This is a genomic window from Rhizobium sp. Root149 (assembly GCF_001427345.1).
GTDB classification, from domain to species: domain Bacteria; phylum Pseudomonadota; class Alphaproteobacteria; order Rhizobiales; family Rhizobiaceae; genus Neorhizobium; species Neorhizobium rhizoryzae.
In genome coordinates this window covers 496,476-511,879 of sequence record NZ_LMGD01000020.1, presented here as the reverse complement: position 1 = coordinate 511,879, position 15,404 = coordinate 496,476, and the positions used below count along the sequence as shown (strand labels likewise).

The window sequence follows — 15,404 nt, the reverse complement described above, 5'->3', positions numbered from 1 at the left end:
ATGCAACATGTCACCAAAAATGCGCTGATGAACAGCGTGGCTTTGACCATCAAAAGCGACGACGAAGATCCCGTTTCGATCGTCACGAAGTCGATTGAGGATCTTCAGAAGGCGGTTGACGAGCGCCTGAAGAAGGTTGAAGGCGGCGCTGAGCTTAAAGCTCTGATGGATCGCCTCGACGAGTTGGAGAAAAAGGGGAACCGTCCGAACGGTGGACCTGTCCAGAATGAAGCCAAGCAGGCTGAAATCGAGAAGAAGGCTCTTTCAACCGTCATGCGCGGTGGCAGCCTGGACGAAATCAAGACTGCGGGCGGGCAGTTCGAAATCAAGGCCGCGTCGTCTGACAGTGATCCGGCAGGCGGTTATTTCGTGCTTCCAACCGTCGACATGAGCATCCGCCAGCTGATGACGGATCTCTCTCCAATGCGCGGCCTTGCTGAGGTTGTCAGCATCTCCAGCGACAAATACGAACGCTTCTATTCCCTGACCAAGCGTGGCGCGCGATGGGTATCGGAGCGCGACGATCGCCCGCAGGATACGGCGCGCCCTGAACTCATCAAGCAGAGTTATAGTGTTGCGGAACTCTACGCCGCACCGGCTGCAACCCGTCAGCTTCTCGATGATGCTGCCGTTGATATCGCCTCCTGGCTGATCACCAACGCAACGCATGACTTCTCCGAAACTGAGGGTGAGGCCTTCATGCGGGGCGATGGTGTCGAAGGTAGACCGCGCGGGCTGCTCACCTATGACACTGCGCCGGAAAAGGATTTCGCCCGCGAATGGGGCAAGTTCCAGTACATCCCGGCAGGCCACGCCTCAGCGCCGACCGACGACAACCTCACGACCGCGCTGATCAAGCTGATTTCGGTTCTCCGCAAGCAATACAAGGGCAATGCGGTTTTCGTGATGAACTCGAACACGGCGGTTCGTATTCGCACCATCAAGGATAGCACGGGCCGCTATCTCTGGGCTCCGACCGGAAACCTCATTGAGGGTGTCGATCATCCGCTTCTCGGTTATCGCGTCGAGATCGACGAGGAAATGGATGATATCGGCGCTGGAAATTTCCCGATCGCATTTGGCGACTACCGACAGGGCTACCTGATTGTTGACCGTCAGGGTGTCCGCATCACGCGCGATGAAGTCACGCAAAAGGGCCGCATCCTGTTCGACACCTACAAGCGTGTCGGCGGCGGCGCTGGTGACTTCAACGCAATCAAGTTCCTAAAGGTGTCGACGGCTTAACGCCGTCACCTCTCGGTTTCCCTCAACATATCGCGGCCCGAAGGAGGGCAGAATGCGCAAGGATCTCTACAACGGTTTGAAGGTGACGCCAGCACTGGCTTCCGGTTCGAAAAGCGATGTCGCTGACGGCATCGTCATCGACCGGCAGGGCTTTGTCTCGCTGACCTTCCTGGTGAATGCCGGTGCAATCACCAGTGCCGGTGATTTCTCATTCAAACTGATGGAGTGCGCAACGTCCGGCGGCACGTTCACGGACGTGGCCGACGACGATGTTCTTGGTGAACCACCGGCAACCATGGCGGCAAACAGCGCCTACAAGCTTGGTTACATCGGGTCGAAACGCTTCGTTCGTTTGAATGTCACTAAGGCAGGAGGCGCGTCGATTCAGATGGGCGCACTTGCCCTCCTCGGTCATCCCGCACTCGCGCCGGTAGCCTGATATGCCGGTCCGCGCTCCTCGCATCTGCGCATGTGGAAAGACGGTGTCGAGTTCTGCTCGATGCCGTTGCGAGGAGCAACGTGCGCGCGAGCGCAAGGCCCGCCATGACAAGGTGAGGCCAACCGCTCGCCAACGTGGATACGACCGAGAATGGGAGGTGGCGGCAAAAGCATTTCTGGCACTTCCTGAAAACGAATTCTGTGAATGCGGTGCAACCGCGACAGTGGTCCGTCACATCTTCAGCATCCGAACGCGCCCTGACCTTCGCATGGTCCGCTCGAATTGGCGGCCTGGTTGTCAGCGCTGTAACGCCCTTGACGCCGCGAAGGAGCGGCAACATCTGAAAAGGAAAATGTCATGACTGTTTTTTCAACAGCTGGTTCGAAGCTCTTCATCGGTGGGTCGATCGATCAGAAGACCGGCGATTTCGTCGCAAACGATTTTACATCACAAGTCTGGACCGAGATTACCCCGATCGAGTCGCTGGGTACGATTGGCGATAGCGCTCAAGCCATCACGATGAGCGTGATCGGAAACAGCCGCCTGCTCAAGGCAAAGGGCACCAAAGATGCTGGCGACATGCAGATCGTTGCGGGCGTCGATTATGCTGATGCTGGTCAGATTGCCTTGCTTGCGGCTGCGAAAAGTCAGCACAACTTTGCTTTCAAAATTCAATTCAACGATGCACCTGAAGGTGCGGACTCAACACCGTCCAGCCGGATGTTTATCGCTCTGGTGATGAGCGCAAATGAGGAGCTGGCGGCCGCAGACAACTTCATGAAGCTGAACGCAACGCTTGCGATCAACTCCAACATCGTGCGCGTTAACGCTGCAGCATAAGGCTCTTCCGAAACTTCTCATGCGCAACGCCTTGTCGGCGTTGCGCTCACTGGAAATGAGGCTTCAATGATCGTCACGCTCACACAGTTGAAACAGCACCTGAACATCACCGACGATCTCGGCTCGGCTGACGATGATCTGATCGAATTGAAGCTGACGGCAGCGCAAAGCCAAGTTGAGCGGATGCTCGGCTTCAAGATCGCAGCGCGATATGACGGCGCGGGTCAAGAGCCGACACCTGATGCGCTTAAACAAGCCGTGCTGATGCTCGCGGCCTATTGGTACGAGAACCGGGAAGCCGCGCTGATCGGGGTCAGTGGGCAGGATATGCCGTTCGGTGTCGGGTCGATTATCAACGAATTCAGGGAGTACACCTTTGGCTGACGGTGGTCTCTCTCGTTTTCAGCGGCGCATGAATGCCATTCCGAAAGCCGTTCGGGAGGCTGTTCAGCCCGCTCTCACCAAATCCGGTGAAGAAACGGCGGATGCGCAGCGCACACTTGCGCCTGTCGATGAAGGCCAGCTTCGCGACAGCATCCAAGTCACGCTTCCCGGCCAAGCAACGCCCAAATACTCGCAGCCTGGTGGCAGCCGTGTTGCTGGAGAAAACGAAGTGATCGTGACGGCTGGAAACTCCGAAGTGCGGTATCCGCATCTCGTCGAGTACGGCACGTCGAAAGCGCCTGCACAGCCATTCTTCTGGCCGGGATATCGCCTCATGAAAAAGCGGGCTGCCAATCGCATCAAGCGCGCGATCGGGAAAGCCGTTCGCGAAAATTGGGGGGATTGATGACGCCGGAACTTTCCCTTCAGAAGGCCATTCGTGATCGCCTTGTTGGTTCTGCAGAAATCACCTCGCATGTTCCGGCTGCAAATATTCTCGACCGTAACGAGCGGCCAAATCCGACGCCATCCATCATTCTTGGCGAGTGCCATTCCGTCGACGAAGGCGACAGCATTGCCCGCCGATTGACCCGCATCTACTGCGATATCCACGTGTGGAAGCGTGAACCCTCGACCGTTGGTGTCAAGATTATCGCCGGTCACGCCCGCATAGCTCTTCATCAGCGCCTTGTTCTCGATGCGGGCTTTCACTGCGCGGACAGCCGCCTCGCCTCAGTTCGTATCATGCGTGATCCTGATGGCGAGACAAGCCACGCAATCCTGACGCTGTCGGCCTTGGTGGAGGATCTTATCTGATGCGCGCCGGAAAGCTCGATCGCCAGATCACGCTACAGCGGTTTTCCTCCGCTCCTGATGATTACGGAACGCCGCAATCGGTTTGGGTTGATGTCGCGGTGCTGCGCGCTCAGATCATCCAGTCGGCAGCAGAAGAGTTTTTAAAAGCGCCTGGTGCCGTAGAGGAAACGTCGATCATTTTCCGCACCCGTTACCTTGATGGCGTCACCACTGCCGACCGGATCGATTACGAGGGACGGTTTTTCAACGTGAAGGAGACGAAGGAAATCGGTCGACGCAAGGGGCTGGAAATCAGGGCGGTGGCGATATGAGCACACGCGGACGAAAGGCAGAACTGAAAGTCATCGAAGGTGGCGTGAAGGCTGAAGCGCCGTCGATCATTCCGGCGCATATACCGGCTGCCATGCGCGGCGAATGGCTTGCTGTCGTCGAAGATTTGAGAGAGCGGCAAATGCTGACCGATGCCATGTTCGGCACAATCGACAGCTACGTCATGGCGCTCTGGAATATGCGCAAAGCTCAAGAGGCGCTGGATCTGCACGGCCCGCTTGTGGACAGTGGCAAAGGTATCCTGAAGCAAAACCCCGCTGCAACGATGCTCGGCAAAGCTCAGAACACTGTCCTGCGCCTGTCTGCTGAACTTGGTCTTACACCTGCCTCGCGCTCCCGCCCGAAGATGAAAAACGGCGAAACCGTTGTCAGCAATCAGAAGGATTTGTTCGGTGACAAACCTCTCTTGGATTTTTGACGACAGTCCTATTCCCGATCCGTTCGGTTATGGAGAGCGCGCTGTGCAGTTCCTACGATTGCTGCGCCATCCTAAATCGACACTTCCGGGAAACATGTTTCAGCTTGATCCGTGGCAGGAACGGATTGTGCGTCGGATCTACGGTCCGCGCCATGAAGACGGGCGGCGCATCGTCCGCACGGTCGCGATGATGCTCCCGCGTGGAAACCGCAAAACCTCGCTCGGTGCAGCGCTGGCGCTTCTCCATACCATCGGCCCGGAAAACGTTCCTCGCGGCGAATGCATGGTTGCGGCCTCAGATCGGTCTCAGGCCCGCATTGCCTATAACGAGGCCTACAGCATCATTCAGACAGGTGGCTGGAGTGATCGCCTTCACCTGGTCGATTCGAAGAACAAGATCGCCAACAAAAAGACCGGCGCGTTTTTCGAGGCTGCCAGTGCCGATGCCCGCGTGGCTCACGGACATACGCCAGTCTTTGCCCTGGTCGACGAAATCCACGCCTGGCCGAAGCGCGATCTGTGGGAAGCGATCGAAACAGGCCTTGCTAAAACACCGAACACGCTTTTGATGGTCATCTCAACGGCAGGCCGGGGAACGGAAAATCTCGCCTTCGAATTCTTCGACTACGCGCGCAAGGTGGACCGTGGGGAGATCGATGATCCGACTGTTCTACCAATCCTGTTTGAAGCGCCTCGCGATGCCGATTGGGAAGATGAAGAGCTCTGGTTCGAGGTCAATCCCGGCCTTCGTTATGGGTATCCCGATCTTCCCGGCCTTCGAGTGCTGGCACGTCAGGCGCGTGAGGTTCCGTCGCGGCGTGCAGCTTTTCAGCAGCTGCACTTGAATATGTGGCTCGATGGTTCGGCAGATCCATTTGTCGATATGCAGGTGTATGACGAAGGCAAATGGCCGGTTGACCTTTCCGAACTGGAAAATGAACCGTGTTGGCTCGGTGTAGACCTTTCTTCCAACAATGACCTGACAGTTGTTGTCGGATGCTGGCGCGACGAGGGCGACGGTTACATTGTCCATCCATGGTTCTTCTGCCCTGAAGACAATCTTCGCGCCCGTAGCGAGCGCGACAAGGTGCCTTATGTCGAATGGGCGGAAGCCGGTTACATCATACCCACGCCCGGCAATGTCGTCGATTTCCGCTATGTCGAGGATCATATCCGCGAACTATGCGGAACGTATGACGTGCGCGAGATCGCATTCGATCCGCATCTTGCGCGCAACATGCTGAACAATTTGACAGAGGATGGCCTGCCGGCTGTCGAGATGCGTCAGGGTTGGGTCACCATGGCACCGGCTGTGAAAGAACTGGAGCGTGCCATTCTCGGTCGGCGGTTCCGTCACGGCGCGCATCCAATCCTGCGATGGAATTTCGAGAACATTGTCACTCACACCGACACAGCCGGGAACAAGTCCTTTCACAAGGGCAAGAGCCGCGAGCGGATTGACGGCGCTGTGGCTTCCGCCATGGCCGTTGCGCGCTGCGCAGCAGGCGACAGCAATGTTTCCTCCTATCAGACCTTTGAAGGCAATTTTGACGAATGGAGTAGCATCTAATGGCTGATGAAGAGCGCCTTGTGGTTGCATTGGAAGCTCGCATTCGTGATTTCGAACGCAACATGCAGCGGGCGGAACGAACCGGAACACGCACCTACAGCCAGCTGACTGCCGGTTCCTCGCGTGCGACACGCCAGATGGAACAGGACGTTGTACGGGCGACAACCCGCATCAATCAGGCTCTCGCAACAACCTCGACGCAAGTCGGAACATTCGGGAAAGCATTCGGTGCAAGCCTTGCGGGTGTTCTTTCGGTTCGAGAAGTCCTGAAATATGCCGATGCCTGGACCACTGCAAAGAACAGCCTCGCGGTTGCCGGTGTCGTCGGCACCAATCAGGTCAAGGTTCTAGATCAGCTGTTTCAGTCGGCACAGCGAAATGCCGCGCCAGTGCAGGCGCTCGCGGATCTGTTCGGCAAGGCAGCGCAAGCATCCGATAATCTGGGTGCTTCCCAGAAGGATCTCCTCAAGTTCTCCGGTGGCGTTGCAACAGCGTTGCGCGTTGCTGGCACAAATGCCACGGCGGCATCCGGTGCGCTGACACAGCTTGGTCAGCTGCTCGGCTCGGCTCGCGTACAGGCGGAAGAGTTCAACAGCGTCAACGAGGGCGCGCGGCCAATCCTGATCGCAGTCGCGCAAGGGCTGGAAGCTGCGGGCGGATCAGTCTCAAAACTGAAAACACTGGTCAATGACGGCAAGGTTTCCAGTCAGGAATTCTTCAACGCCTTCCTGAAGGGGCTGCCAGCTATCGAGGCGATGGCGGCAAACTCGACACAGACGATTGAACAGAGTTGGACAAAGGTCAACAACGCCCTGACGAAGTACATAGGCGAGACCGATAGTTCGCTTGGTGCCTCGCAGCGCCTGGTTGGCGGTCTCAATACGCTGGCGGATAACTTCGACCAGACGGCAGACAGAGCACTGCAGCTTGCTTCGATCGTTGCCGGGGCGCTGGTTGGCCGCTCGATCGTCGGAATGATTGCAACGCTGGGCAAAGGCACGGAAGCGCTGATCGCCTTCAGTCGCGCCCTGGCTGTTGCCAGAACAGCCGGAGGCCTTTCGACGGCATTCGGCGGGCTTGGTGCGGTTGCTGGTCCTGTCGGTCTCCTGATCGGCGGAACGGTGGTAACCGCGCTAACAGCATTCTCCTCATCATCTCGTGAGGCGTCCAGCGCCGCAAAGACCTACGCGCAGGCGCTGGAAGAGATACGCGGCAAGGCAGCCAGTGCGGCTGGCGAAATCGATAACGCCTCACAGGCAATAGACGAAAAGCTTCGCAACGCCCTGACAGGTGGCATCAAGGAAGGCGGCGTACAGGTCGACGAGGCAAAGGCAGCGGTCCTTGATCTCTTCCGTCAGATAATCGACAATGCGCCTCGTCGCCTGATTACGGAAGAACAGCTTCAATCGCTGGAGCAACTGCGCACCAATTTGGATACCGGCAAGCTCAGCGCTGATCAGGTCGCGCAATCTCTATACGGCATCGCAAACGCGAACCCGAAATTTCAGCTGATGGCTGACCAGCTGAACCCGCTCCTGAAAAACCTCAGCGATGCGGCGGCGGCGGTGGATCTGTTGCGGCAAAAACTTGGAGCAACCAACGAGACAGGGCCGACCTTCCGTCAAATCGAAAACTCGTCGATGGCGGCTTACGAGAAGATGGTTGAGCAAGCCGACAAGTTCATAAAGGAACAAGGTCGGCGTGCAGCGCTCACACGCGAACAGCTGACCTTGGAAACCGAGATAGCCAAAGTTCGCACTGAGGCTCTGAAGGAAGGCGTCACGCTCACAGAAAAGCAGATCGAACAAACCGCCCGCGCCAATGTTGCAGGCGACAAGGCGCGAAACGCTGAGGGCGGCAAAACAGGACGCCGCAAGGTTACCGATTATGACGCTCTCACTCGCAGTGTTCGCGAACATATCTCCGCACTTGAAGCAGAAGCCCAATCGCTCGGAGTCGCAGGTCAGGCTTCCACGGCTTATCGCGTTGAACAAGAACTTCTAAATGATGCTCTCTCCCGCGGCATCAACGTTACACCGCAAATGCGCGATGGCTTTCGGCAGTTGGCGCAAGAGGCTGGTGCAGCTGAGGAGGCTCTTAACGCATTAAAGCTCAGTCAGGATCTGGTGTTTGAGCGCCAACAGCTAGGGCGGACTGAAAGCGAGCAACGCGTCTACTCCGAACTTCGCTCGGCAAACATCGATATCAACAGCGCCACAGGCGAGCGTCTGGCGAATGAGATCCGTACAGTTGAGCATCTGAAGGAGCAAAAAGCAGTCATCGACGAGATGAGTGCGGCGCTGAGTGATATCTTTACCCAGCCAATGCGTGAGGGAGAGAAGTTTTTCGATCGTCTTATGAGCGGCTTTGCTTCTATCGGCAGAAGCTTCGCACAGAAAGGTATCGACAGCCTATTGAAGCAATGGGGGATATCGAATCCCGCCAATGCGCCTGCAGCTTCTCCCATCAGAACTTCAGTCGCGCAAACTGGTCGCGAGATTGGTCAGTTAATAGCACCCGTAATCGACAGGAACCTGAATAGCACGCTTACAAGCTATGCGGCCGCGATCCGCAAGATTGAGAGTGGATCATACGAAGGAAATTACTCGGCCATTGGACCGGTAACCCGAAACGGTGACAGAGCGTATGGTGCCTATCAGGTGATGGGAAACAACATCGCCTCTTGGACAAAAGAGGTTGTAGGGCAATCACTGTCCATCAGGGAATTCCTCGCCAATCGAGCGGTTCAGGATCGCGTGTTCTTCGCAAAATTTGGCCAGTCCATCGATAAATTCGGAACGGCTGCTGACGCGACGAGTGTGTGGTTTTCCGGTCGGCCAATCAACAAGGCTGGAAATTCGAGCGACGGATACAACACGGTACCGCAATATCTTTCGAAGGTCCAAGCTGCTGTTGACGGCTTCCCTGACGGGGTTCGGCAGAGTGTCGCAAGCGGCGTTTTGGATGCAAACCGCAAGATGCAACACAGTGCTGCGGTGTCGGCACAATCTGCCACCGGACCAACTGGATTCAGTGCGAACACTGAGAATCTAATGGGAGCGGGCGGTGCGCTCATTGGCGCCTTCGCTGGTGGTTATCAGTCTGGCAGTCCTCTTATGGGTGGGCTTTCCGGCGCGATGTCCGGCCTGGGTGCAGCCCCTGCCCTTTCGGCTTTAGGGCTGGGCTCGATGGCCGGTCCAGTCGGGCTAGTCGCGGGCTCAATCGCCGGACGGCTTGGGCGCATTTTACTTCAGACACAGGAAACGATGAGATGACAGCAATCAATGTGCTTCGCCAATCCAAACGCGCGTACATCATGACCGATAGTGCAGGCTACGATACAGAAGGTGTCGTGCACTGCTTCTATTCGAAGACAGTAACAATTCCCCATTTGCGGGCAGCCATTGCGGTTCGCGGTTCTGCCAACGCGGTTGCACTGATCGCGGCGGCATTGGGTTCTCGCTTCTCAACCTTCGACGATTTGGTGGTGTCCGGCGGCGTGGTCGCTGAAGAAATCTATGACCACTATTTCGCCATTATGACGAACTGCGGAGAAACGGAATTAGAGATCTACCTGGCAGGTTGGTCAGAGGCGCGCGATCGGCCGGAAACCTATGTTGCTTTCTCGTCGGAAGCTCCAAACCGAGTCGACCTAAATCTGCCGCCGTGGGTATTTGTCGAAATTGACGAGTTCTCGGCCGCGCCACTTCCGTCTGAAGATCTTTTGCAAAAGGTCGGATTCAAGGATCGGTCTGTCGAGGCTGTCAGTCCGCTGAAGGGCGGACTGAAGGTTATGGAAGCTCAACGGATTACGCCCTTAACACCTCGTTGGCTACGTGGGGGCAAATCACATTGCTTCGTCGTCGGCGGTTTCGTCACTCTGACTGAGATCACACAGTCCGGCGTTTCTCAAAGTGTCATTCACCGCTGGCCGGACAAAGCGGGAAGGGCAATCCACCCATTCTCGACCACAACGACATTTCCCCTCGCACAATAAGGAATCTGCGACATGGATCTTCTGACTATCAAGCCATCAACTGTTGACGTTCATATCAAGCACCCCGGAACCGGCGCAAATACTGGTCTCGTTCTCGAAATCGCATCACGCGATTCAGATGTCGTGAAAGCAGAGTTTAGGCGGCAACTCGACAAGGGCTTGCAACGCCGCTCAAACAAAAAGATGACGGCGGATGAGATCGAAAGCCGAAATCTAGCGATCCTCGCGGCGTCGGTTACCGGCTGGCGCTGGGAAGGCGATGCGTCTTGGGGCGGCAAAAAGCTCGACTACACCAAGCAAAACGTCCTGACGGTGCTGTCAACTTCGTGGGTCCGCAAGCAGGTTGAAGAAGAGGCTGATAGTGAGGCTGATTTTTTTCAGAGCTAGCCGACGACCTATGTGAGGCCGTCAAACGCGGGATCGAGGGTGATGATCCTGACATCCCTTCTGACGGCGAGCATATGTGGAGCGCGTTCTGGGAACTCAGCCGAAGGCGCTCAACAGGCTTAAATGGACCGAGCCTCATCTCATCTTCCGAAATGCTGGCGTGGGCAACATTATCGAGAACTCTGCTCACACCAAGAGAATGGGAAATCATCGGCCTCATGGATGAAACGTTCCTTGAGGTGGTTTTCAGAAAACAAGATGGATCGAAAGCCTCCGCACCTGTTGAGGGAGGGGGCAGAGATCTAAACGCAGCTGTATTTGACGCGGTATTTTCATGAACAGTTATCGACGCAAGGTCCGCGAAGCTACAGCCGGTTTCGGCAGGGGTTCATTTTCTGGTTGGCGCTCCTTCAGGGAGGGCATCAAGTCGGCTCCCAAGCCGACGCGCATATTCGGTCCTGAAAAGCACAAGTACATGGTTAACCGTGTGCTTGAATATCTCAAAGATTGGCGCGGCAGCCCCTTCCAGCATGAGGGAGCATGCCGTGCCGGGATTCGTTCTGCATTGTGTATGGCTGGTCACAGCTGGGATGCTGCAGACAAAGAGGCTTACCTTGTCGTCAGCGATGCGCTTTCGATAATGGGAGCGGTGCGCCCGACCTGGGAAGAAGCGCAAGGCCATTACACTGTGTCAAGCGATTATTGCTCTTGGTGTAGGTCGCCAGTGCCTGATGAGGACTTGGTGCGAGGTAGCCGCTTCTGCGCAGTCAGCTGCGCTACAAGTGCAATCACCCGTCGCAGTTATGAAACTTGGGCCTCGAATGATCGGATCGGGAAGTCGGCATATAACCTGATTGCGAAATCGAGAGCGCATCCGAAGGCATGCAAATTCTGCGGTAAAGAGTTTCGAAGCCGATATGAGAAAGCTGAATTCTGTTCAAATAGCTGTTCAGGCTCATTTCAGGCAGGCGAATCTTATCTTGTTGAGGTCGATTGTGCCTGGTGTGGTGACAACTTCAAACCACAAAGGCGCGAACAGCGATTTTGTTGTCATTCTTGTCAAGGATATTCGCGACAGGCTGAATACCGTGCGGAAATGGCTGAAGTGCGCCGATCCTGCGCAAGCTGTCAAACAGAGTTCATGCCTACAGAAGAAAGAAATATCTATTGCTCGAACAGGTGCGCAAGTCTTGAAGCCAAAAAAGCTTACAGGGCAAGAAACCGGAAAACGCATGACCTGATATGCGAACTTTGTGGCGACCGATTCGAGTCGAAGATGCCGTGGGCCAAGTTTTGTTGCCGCGAACACAAGCGGGCTGCGGATAGTTTAGCCAGATCCGCAAAGGCTATCGATAACGTGGTCTACCTTACCGCCAAGGATTTCGATCGCGCCTTCACGCATGAAAAAAGCGTCTCCAAAGAAGACGCTTTAGCGGTGATCATCGATCGACTATTTGCGTAGGGTTCGCTGGTCCTATTCTAAGCTTGAAATTTTCATATCGAGGTATTGCTCGATATCTTCCAATGCCTCGGATGCCTTTTTTGCTAGAGCGAACAGTTGCGGATCCAATATAACCGGAGTTGTAATCATAAAAAACGTCTCGAAATTGTACTTCGTCACACGCAACAATACTTCGCTTCTTGCGAATGAATACGTATCCGCACCGATATCCTCAGCGTTAATTTGTTCTTGACTAATCTCAAGCTCAGCGATTGCAGCCAAACGGGCGGCTTCTGTCTTCGAATTGGAGATATTAAGATTTTTCACCATGGTTCTGAGTCTCCCTATTGAAAGGGAGCGTGGGCTAAACTTCTAAGCTCCTATTGTCAAGCTGTTCACGCTAGGCAGTGGCTTGACTTAGAATTGTTGCATAATAATTATGCGGCAAAATACATTCTTCGAGTCTTAATGCTGAATACCTATGAGTAATGTCTACATCTACTTCACGTCATCCTCAAACAAGGGAGCATATTCACTTTTCGGTACGCTTAAGGTGAAGCGACCTCTATTGCCTATTGGATTAAGTTTTATGAATTTTCCAAATTGCTTTGAAGATACCTTCTTAAGAGACTGCGCGGCAATCTCACGGCGTTCCTCAAGTAAACGCCTCTCCTCTGGTGTAAGCTGCAATAGAAGTGAGGCCAATTCTTTATTTTCCCTTTCGTATGCCTGCCCCCTATTCCTTAATTCATTAACGAGATCTTCTTGAGGCTTTAAGCTCTCATAGAGGCGAGCGATCATCTCTTCGCGGAGAGAGCGGTTATTAAAGTTAGCTTCGAACATTAGCCACTCATCTAGCGGCTCTCCGAGTCCTAGGCTGTAATCAGCATAAGAAGCCGATTCGAGACTATTTGCGAGGCGATGCACGATCTCTGCATTCATAGAGCGGCCGGACTTCTTCGCCGCCTCAGCGATTCTTTCTCTCATCCCATCAGGCAAGCGAAGATTAAATTGGTCCTGCTTTGCGCTTGGGAAATCGCCACGTGCCATGTGCCTCTCCTGTTTTGGTAGCAAATAACTACCATTCGCAATTGACACAATCCTAGTAATTCACTACGAGTCAATACATAGTTAATTACTATCATGGAGAGAATCATGGAGGCGTCAAAGCGCGGAGATCAGTTTGTCGTCCGTTTGCCGTCCGGGTTGAGAGGCATGATCAAACGGACGGCGCAAAAGAACATGCGCTCAATGAATTCGGAAATCGTGTTCCACTTGGAGAAGGCAGTTCGTGATTTATCGCTTTCTGCTGGCGACGAAACCACGGGTGATCCTGACGAGAAGGAAATTCATAAATGAAAACAATCACCCAAGATGAACGACATCTGGTTGTGGAAGCGCTCCTAGATGTCGCTGCGCTGATGGAAGCCATCGCCCATATGGCGGATTTTGCAGCCGAAACCACACTTGAAGACAGTGACCGCGTCCTGTGGAGTCGTCGTGAAGACACAATTGCTCACCTGCCATCGTTGGTGCGCATCATGCGTGAGAAGCTAAATCCAGTTGATCACCTAATCATCAACTATGACTTCAACATCGTGGATGCGGCTTCCACAGATGTGCACTGACAGTAGACCGATAGAGGGAGATTGAAATGCAAAATACTGAATACCTTCAATTGGTTGGAGAGATCAAGAGTCTCGGCGAGGTAAGCGAGGAAGGCGACCGAATCATAGACTTGGTCGAAATCGTCTGGATGGCTGCAGGCATCTTGCCCGCGGAAGAGGCTGGTCCCATTCGCGTTGTCCTTGATATGATCAAGACACGCCTAACGGATCTCGTCAGCGATATTGATAATATCCATCTATTATCCGGCGTAACGCCCGATCAATCCGCTGCCAACCAGAGCTGACCGTAGGGCGCAAAGGACAATTCTATCATGGGACAGGAAAAAGATGCGACGGTCGGCATCAATGAAATAGCGCAGAGCCTTGGTTGCTCGACGCGAACTATTCGGCGGTACCATAAACGAGGGCAGATACCGACATTCAAAATCGGTGAAGGCACCAGCCCGATAAAGATGTCTCGCGTCGATCTGAAGAAGCTGAAGCGGCGGAAGGGTGCATCATGACCTTGGTCAAACTTTATACGGAATGCGAAGTTGCTTCCGCTCTGCACGTTTCAACGCGAACATTGCGTGAAGTTCTAAAAAATCGTCCTTTCTACCGACAGGTTGGTCGCAGGAAGGTGTTTTCCGAAGCCGATGTAAAAGCCCTGGTGGATTCGCTGTCATGCCCCTCAAACTCGTCAAGCGCCACAGCGGCGCAAACTGGTACATCCGTGGCACCATCAGAGGCGTCACTGTGGACGAGACTACAGGCACAGACGACAAAGGGCGGGCGGAAGAAATCCGTATCCGGCGAGAAGCGGAAATCCTCGACCGTAGTATCCATGGAGTTAGAAAGACAGCGACGTTTCTAGAGGCCGCTGTTCAGTATCTTGAGGAGGGCGGCGCTAGTCGGTTCGTCGATATCGTCGCCCGTCATTTCGGCACAATGCCACTTGCGAAAGTCGATCAAGCGGAAATCGACAAGGCGGCGCGGATTTTGTACCCAAACGCCAGCCATGCCACTCGAAACAGGCAGGTATACACTCCTGTATCAGCCGTACTTCACTTCGCAGCGAAAAAGCGACTTTGCGACAGACCTATTATCTCTCGCCCAAAACAGCCGAAAGGCCGCGTTCGTTGGATAACCAGAAGCGAAGCCGATAGCCTTATTGAGGCTAGCGCTCCGCATATGAAGCCACTTCTCACGTTTCTATTTTTCACAGGCGCTCGGCTTTCTGAGGCTCTCTATCTCGACTGGAAGGACGTGGATCTCTCAAGGTCGCATGTGATGTTCCTCGACACCAAGACCGGCGATGATCGCGGTGTTCCTCTTCACCCTGCTGTGGTCACCGCTCTCGCGAATCTGCCTTATCGTGCTGGCGCTGTGTTTCGTCGGCCCGATGGCAAGCCCTATGAGGAAAAAGGCGAAGGCGGCGGGCAGATCAAGACCGGCTTCAAGGGCGCTTGTCGTCGGGCCGGTATAAGCGACTTCACGCCGCATGATTGTCGCCATACTTGGGCGACCTGGCACTATGCCGCAAACCGCGATCTGATTGCCCTCATGAAGCTTGGCGGATGGAAATCCGAACGGATGGTTCTGCGCTATGCGCACATCAACGTGGACAATTTGGCAGCCTCGATAAATGCCATTCCTTGGGGAAATTCCGGGGAACAGGAAATGGGAAAGCCAAATTCAGAAAGAAAGTCAAATAGATGACAACAGACAAGAACATACTTGGTAAGGGAGAGGTCGGGAGTTCAATCCTCCTCTGCAGCACCATTCTCCCAAGAAAAACTCAATCAGTTTGCCGAAACGGGTGATGGTTAATCATTGGCTGCTTTCTGTGTTCAGAAATTAGCAAAGCATCAAGGTTCTCAGACAATACTTGGCTGAATACGCGATCTGATTCGGATTGCACCTGAACAGG

Annotated in this window: 18 protein-coding genes and 1 pseudogene; 17 read left to right on the top strand and 2 right to left on the bottom strand. The window is 54.5% G+C overall.

The window, feature by feature from the left end:
- From ASD54_RS14610 to ASD54_RS26620, 13 genes are all read left to right on the top strand, one after another.
- Window positions 1-1,245, top strand: coding sequence for a phage major capsid protein (locus ASD54_RS14610; RefSeq protein WP_062555313.1), 1,245 nt, complete (start codon window positions 1-3; stop codon window positions 1,243-1,245).
- 52 nt (window positions 1,246-1,297) lie between these two features.
- Window positions 1,298-1,684 carry a hypothetical protein gene (locus tag ASD54_RS14605; protein WP_062555312.1) on the top strand — a complete coding sequence of 129 codons (387 nt, stop codon included), beginning with the start codon at window positions 1,298-1,300 and terminating at the stop codon, window positions 1,682-1,684.
- Window positions 1,685-2,041: 357 nt separating this feature from the next.
- Entirely contained in the window at window positions 2,042-2,524 is a 483-nt protein-coding gene (locus tag ASD54_RS14600) for a hypothetical protein (RefSeq protein ID WP_062555311.1), read from the top strand.
- A 66-nt stretch (window positions 2,525-2,590) separates the two neighbouring features.
- Window positions 2,591-2,908, top strand: coding sequence for a head-tail connector protein (locus ASD54_RS14595; RefSeq protein ID WP_062555310.1), 318 nt, complete (start codon window positions 2,591-2,593; stop codon window positions 2,906-2,908).
- On the top strand, window positions 2,901-3,314 hold the full coding sequence (locus ASD54_RS14590) for an HK97-gp10 family putative phage morphogenesis protein (protein ID WP_082547217.1): 414 nt from the start codon (window positions 2,901-2,903) through the stop codon (window positions 3,312-3,314). Before ASD54_RS14595 ends, ASD54_RS14590 begins: the two co-directional genes overlap by 8 nt.
- A complete protein-coding gene (locus tag ASD54_RS14585; RefSeq protein ID WP_062555309.1) occupies window positions 3,314-3,724 on the top strand; it encodes a DUF3168 domain-containing protein in 411 nt (136 codons plus the stop codon). The genes ASD54_RS14590 and ASD54_RS14585 overlap by 1 nt, the downstream gene beginning before the upstream one ends.
- On the top strand, window positions 3,724-4,035 hold the full coding sequence (locus ASD54_RS14580; protein ID WP_062555308.1) for a phage head closure protein: 312 nt from the start codon (window positions 3,724-3,726) through the stop codon (window positions 4,033-4,035). The genes ASD54_RS14585 and ASD54_RS14580 overlap by 1 nt, the downstream gene beginning before the upstream one ends.
- Window positions 4,032-4,472, top strand: a complete 441-nt coding sequence (locus ASD54_RS14575; protein WP_062555307.1) for a phage terminase small subunit P27 family — start codon at window positions 4,032-4,034, stop codon at window positions 4,470-4,472. Before ASD54_RS14580 ends, ASD54_RS14575 begins: the two co-directional genes overlap by 4 nt.
- A complete protein-coding gene (locus ASD54_RS14570) occupies window positions 4,447-6,042 on the top strand; it encodes a terminase TerL endonuclease subunit (RefSeq protein ID WP_156379227.1) in 1,596 nt (531 codons plus the stop codon). The genes ASD54_RS14575 and ASD54_RS14570 overlap by 26 nt, the downstream gene beginning before the upstream one ends.
- Window positions 6,042-9,317: a tape measure protein gene (locus tag ASD54_RS14565; protein ID WP_062555306.1), complete on the top strand. Its 3,276-nt coding sequence runs from the start codon at window positions 6,042-6,044 to the stop codon at window positions 9,315-9,317. The genes ASD54_RS14570 and ASD54_RS14565 overlap by 1 nt, the downstream gene beginning before the upstream one ends.
- On the top strand, window positions 9,314-10,039 hold the full coding sequence (locus ASD54_RS14560; RefSeq protein ID WP_062555305.1) for a hypothetical protein: 726 nt from the start codon (window positions 9,314-9,316) through the stop codon (window positions 10,037-10,039). Before ASD54_RS14565 ends, ASD54_RS14560 begins: the two co-directional genes overlap by 4 nt.
- 12 nt (window positions 10,040-10,051) lie before the next feature.
- Window positions 10,052-10,426, top strand: a complete 375-nt coding sequence (locus tag ASD54_RS14555) for a hypothetical protein (protein ID WP_062555304.1) — start codon at window positions 10,052-10,054, stop codon at window positions 10,424-10,426.
- Window positions 10,427-10,760: 334 nt separating this feature from the next.
- Complete coding sequence (locus ASD54_RS26620; RefSeq protein ID WP_156379226.1) at window positions 10,761-11,888, top strand: hypothetical protein; 1,128 nt, start codon at window positions 10,761-10,763, stop codon at window positions 11,886-11,888.
- Between the two features lie 12 nt (window positions 11,889-11,900).
- Here ASD54_RS26620 and ASD54_RS14540 read toward each other — a convergent pair whose 3' ends face one another.
- The gene (locus ASD54_RS14540; protein ID WP_062555301.1) at window positions 11,901-12,197 is read right to left on the bottom strand and encodes a hypothetical protein; all 297 of its coding nucleotides are present in this window, start codon (window positions 12,195-12,197) and stop codon (window positions 11,901-11,903) included.
- Between the two features lie 573 nt (window positions 12,198-12,770).
- Window positions 12,771-12,917, bottom strand: a pseudogene (locus ASD54_RS27525) (Arc family DNA-binding protein); the annotation flags it as partial.
- 105 nt (window positions 12,918-13,022) lie between these two features.
- Between ASD54_RS27525 and ASD54_RS14530 the strand changes: the two are divergent.
- The 4 genes from ASD54_RS14530 (at window position 13,023) to ASD54_RS14510 (ending at window position 15,193) form a co-directional block, all read left to right on the top strand.
- Window positions 13,023-13,226, top strand: coding sequence for an Arc family DNA-binding protein (locus ASD54_RS14530; RefSeq protein WP_062555299.1), 204 nt, complete (start codon window positions 13,023-13,025; stop codon window positions 13,224-13,226).
- Entirely contained in the window at window positions 13,223-13,495 is a 273-nt protein-coding gene (locus tag ASD54_RS14525) for a hypothetical protein (RefSeq protein ID WP_062555298.1), read from the top strand. The genes ASD54_RS14530 and ASD54_RS14525 overlap by 4 nt, the downstream gene beginning before the upstream one ends.
- A gap of 26 nt (window positions 13,496-13,521) precedes the next feature.
- Complete coding sequence (locus tag ASD54_RS14520) at window positions 13,522-13,779, top strand: hypothetical protein (RefSeq protein WP_062555297.1); 258 nt, start codon at window positions 13,522-13,524, stop codon at window positions 13,777-13,779.
- A 379-nt stretch (window positions 13,780-14,158) separates the two neighbouring features.
- The gene (locus ASD54_RS14510) at window positions 14,159-15,193 is read left to right on the top strand and encodes a site-specific integrase (RefSeq protein WP_062555295.1); all 1,035 of its coding nucleotides are present in this window, start codon (window positions 14,159-14,161) and stop codon (window positions 15,191-15,193) included.
- The last annotated feature ends 211 nt before the right edge of the window (window positions 15,194-15,404 follow it).